Here is a 3,824-nt window from a genome sequence, read left to right on the forward strand (position 1 = left end):
GGCGTCACGACACGAAAGTGGAGAATCTGTCCGACTTTTAAGAACGTATCCGGAATTCAGGTTGGTTTAACCGTGGATGTCGTTGCTTTTTCGGCCCTGAGAGCTTCGTAGAGGGCGGTTTTCCCGATTTTCACGCGGGCGGCGGCTTCCCGGACGTTCAAACCGGCCGCCAGATGCTGGCGGGCTTTGGCAAGTTTCTCCGGGGTTACGACGACTTGTCGGCCACCGCGTCGGCCGCGTTCCTCTGCGGCTTGCAGACCGGCACGTGTTCGTTCCCGGATCAGATCGCGCTCGAACTGTGCCAGCGCGCCGAACAGGTGGAATACCAGGCGACCGCCGGATGTCGTGGTGTCGATGTTTTCGGTGATGGATCGGAAGCCGACGCCTTTGGCCTCCAGTTCGGTGATGATCTCGATAAGGTGCTTCATCGACCGGCCGAGGCGGTCGAGCTTCCAGACTGTGAGCGTATCGCCGTCGCGAACGTAGCGGATCGCCTCAGCCAATCCGGGCCGGTCAGTCTTCACGCCGGATGCCTTATCCTCGAACAGCCTTTCACAACCTGCTTTGCGCAAAGCGTCGAGTTGCAGGGCGGTGTCCTGCTCGCCGGTGGAGACCCTTGCATAGCCGATAGAGGTCATGAGACGTGGTTTGTCCGTTTTTCCGTTGAATTCGGACATTGTCCGATTTGCCGTTTCATGACAAGGTTTGCGGACAAAACTTGTGGATGCCGCGAAACGTTCGTTTGTCGGACACGCATTTTCCGGTTCGCTGCACTCTCCGCAACGAAACGGGAAGATCAGAGAATGGCGCGAAGAGCACTACTGAGCGAGGCATGGTGGCAACAGGCGACGATCATCCCGGATGACGAAAGGGAGATCGCCAAACATTACACGCTGGATCGATCGGATCTCGACCTGATCATGCGACAGAACAAGACCTCGAATAGGCTGGGCCTCGCCTGTGTTCTGGCCACGCTACGATATCCGGGCCGACCGCTTGCGGATGGCGAGGTCCTGCCGGCTGGCGTCTTACGATTTCTGGCGCGGCAGATCGGCGTCGATCAACATGAGATCGATCGTTATTTCGAGCGCCCGCAGACGCGGCGCGAGCATCTGGCCCTGCTTTTCGACAGAATGAAGATGCGTCCGTTTGTGCCTTCGGACGTGCGGGCACTCACAGGCTGGCTGACACCTGCCGCGCAAACCCTGCGCCAGGCCGATGTATTGGCGGATATGGTGGTGGAAGAACTACGACGCAGGAGAATCCTCTTGCCAGCGCGGCCGGCGCTCGAAGCCATCATTCATGTGGCGATCAGGCGCGGCATTCGTATTGCTCATCGGGCCTTGGCCGGCGGGATCTCAGAAGGCCAAAAGCTCGATCTGGACAAGCTTCTCGATCCGCGTGAGGGGACAAGCGTGACCATCCTTGCCTGGGCGAGAACACCGGCATTGTCGCCAGCCGCCGTCAACCTCGACAGAATTGCCGAGCGCATTCGCTTTCTCCGGTCTCTGAACCTGCCGACGACGTTGATGGATCGCATTCCGGCCAAGGTCTTTGACGAATTTGCTGCAGAGGGGACGCGAATAAGCGCGCAGCATCTGCGCGACCTTAACACCGAACGCCGACATGCTGTCCTGGCTGCGACAGTGCTCCACCTTTCCCGCCATCTCACCGATTGCGCGATCGACATGTTCAAGAAACTCATGGGCATCCTGACGCGGCGAGCCAATAACCAGGCGGCTGCTCGCGTCACCCGATCCGTTCGGGAAGTGCAGAAGCCGTTGAAGGACGTTTCGAAAGTCTGCCATGCGATCATCGAGGCCAGAGAGAAGGGTGAGGACATGGCCAAAGCGCTTGATCGGGTCATCCAATGGCCAGCTTTTACAACCAGTGTCCAGGCGGTCGATACGCTGATCGCGCCGGATGTTATCGACGGTAAAATCGAAATGCTCCAGCGCTATCCGACGATCAGGAAACTGGCGCCACAGTTTCTCTCCACGCTCGTGTTCCGCGGTCACGCCGTGGCGGCGAACCTCTTGCGGGCGCTATCCGTGGTCGCGGGTCTATATCGTACGGGCAAAAGGACCATACCCGACAAGGCACCGATCTCCTTTGCGCCGAAGGGCTGGATGCCTCTCATACTCCAAGATGGAAAGATTGATCGCAGGGCTTATGAGCTTTGCCTGTTCAGCGAATTGAAGCGCCGGCTCGATGCGGGCGATGTCTGGGTGGAAGGAGCCAAACGCTTCCAGTCTTTCGAAAGCTTTCTCATTCCCACGCCGACATTCGAGCTGATGCGTGAGGAAGGACCGCTTCCAATCGCTGTTGATACCGATGTCGAGACGTATCTTCGCCAGCAGCGCCAGCTCCTGAACGATGGACTGGCTGACCTCTCCCGTCTGGCCGCAGCCGGCGAGCTCGACGATGTAGAACTGACCGGGGCGGGGTTTAGCGTCACGCCGCACAAGGCTATGTTTCCGGACATCGCCAAGTCGCTGAAGCTAAAGGTGGAAAGCCGTCTGCCTGCGATCCGCATCACTGACCTTTTGCTTGAGGTTGACGACCGAACGGAATTTTCGAACGCCTTTACCCATCTGCGCAGCGGTCGGACGGCCGACAACAAGCTTGCGCTCCTCACCGCCATCCTGGCGGACGGCATCAATCTCGGTCTCACGAGAATGGCGGACGTTTCCCCCGGCATTACGATGCGCCAACTCGCCTGGGCGCACGATTGGCATATTCGCGAGGAAGGTTACACGGCGGCGCACGCCATTCTCGTCAACGCCCAGAGGCAATTGCCTCTGGCAAGCTTGTGGGGCGATGGAACAACGTCATCCTCCGATGGCCAGTATTTTCCGGCGGGCGGACACGCCAAGGCGATCGGCGACCTCAACGCCCGCTATGGTCCCAACCCCGGCGCCAAGTTCTACCGGTTCACCTCTGACCAGTACGGCGCTTTCTACATCATCGCCATGAATGCCAATGCGAGCGAAGCCATCTATGTCCTCGACGGACTGCTCTATCATGGCAGCGATCTCGCCATCGAAACCCACTATGTCGATACCGGCGGGGTAAGCGATATGAGCTTCGCCCTTTGCCATCTCGTTGGTTTCCAGATTGTGCCCCGGCTGCGCGGTCTCAAGGATCGCAAGCTCTATCTCTTCCCGGGCGACACGCCTCCCGAAAACCTTGCATCGCTCGTTGGCGAGCCCATCAACGTCGAGCGGATCAAGGCAAACTGGAACGACATCCTGCGGCTGGTCACGACGATCCGTTCCGGGCAGGTTCGGCCTTCGACCCTGTTGGCAAAGCTGTCCGCATTCCCACGCCAGAACGGACTGGCGTTGGCGCTACGCGATCTCGGTCGCATCAATCGGTCCATCTTTCTGCCCCAGTGGTGGCAGAACCCCGAAATGCGCAGGAACGCGACGGCCGGCCTCAACAAGAGCGAATCCCAGAACACCTTGGCCCGTGCGCTGTTCTTCAACCGGCTCGGAGAACTGCGAGACAGGACCTTCGAGAGTCAGTTCTACCGGGCGTCCGGGCTGAACCTGCTGATCAATGCCATCGTCTACTGGAACACTCTCTATCTCGAACCGGCCTTCGCCGAACTCAACCGGGAGGGTATCGCCACGCCGCCCGACCTAGTCAAACACATCACCCCGCTCGGGTGGCAACACATCAGTCTCACTGGCGATTACATCTGGACCTCGACGGAAAGCCTCGATCTCAGGCCGCTACGGCGCGAAACATCCATCCTCGCAGCGTGATCACCATACGTTCTCAAAAGTCGGACAGATTCAACACTTTCGTGTCGTGACGCC

General features: G+C 59.1%; 2 protein-coding genes. One reads left to right on the top strand and one right to left on the bottom strand.

From position 1 onward, the window contains the following. Positions 1 to 56: 56 nt before the first annotated feature. Positions 57 to 638 (bottom strand): recombinase family protein, encoded by a 582-nt coding sequence (locus P7F60_RS30650; protein ID WP_024897959.1) that lies wholly within the window; start codon positions 636 to 638, stop codon positions 57 to 59. 165 nt (positions 639 to 803) lie between these two features. On the opposite strand from P7F60_RS30650, the gene P7F60_RS30655 reads away from it, so the two are divergent. Next, complete coding sequence (locus P7F60_RS30655) at positions 804 to 3,770, top strand: Tn3 family transposase (RefSeq protein ID WP_015057078.1); 2,967 nt, start codon at positions 804 to 806, stop codon at positions 3,768 to 3,770. Positions 3,771 to 3,824: the final 54 nt, after the last annotated feature.

Origin of the sequence: Rhizobium sp. YJ-22 (assembly GCF_029601685.1) — a bacterium.
Lineage (GTDB): Bacteria > Pseudomonadota > Alphaproteobacteria > Rhizobiales > Rhizobiaceae > Metarhizobium.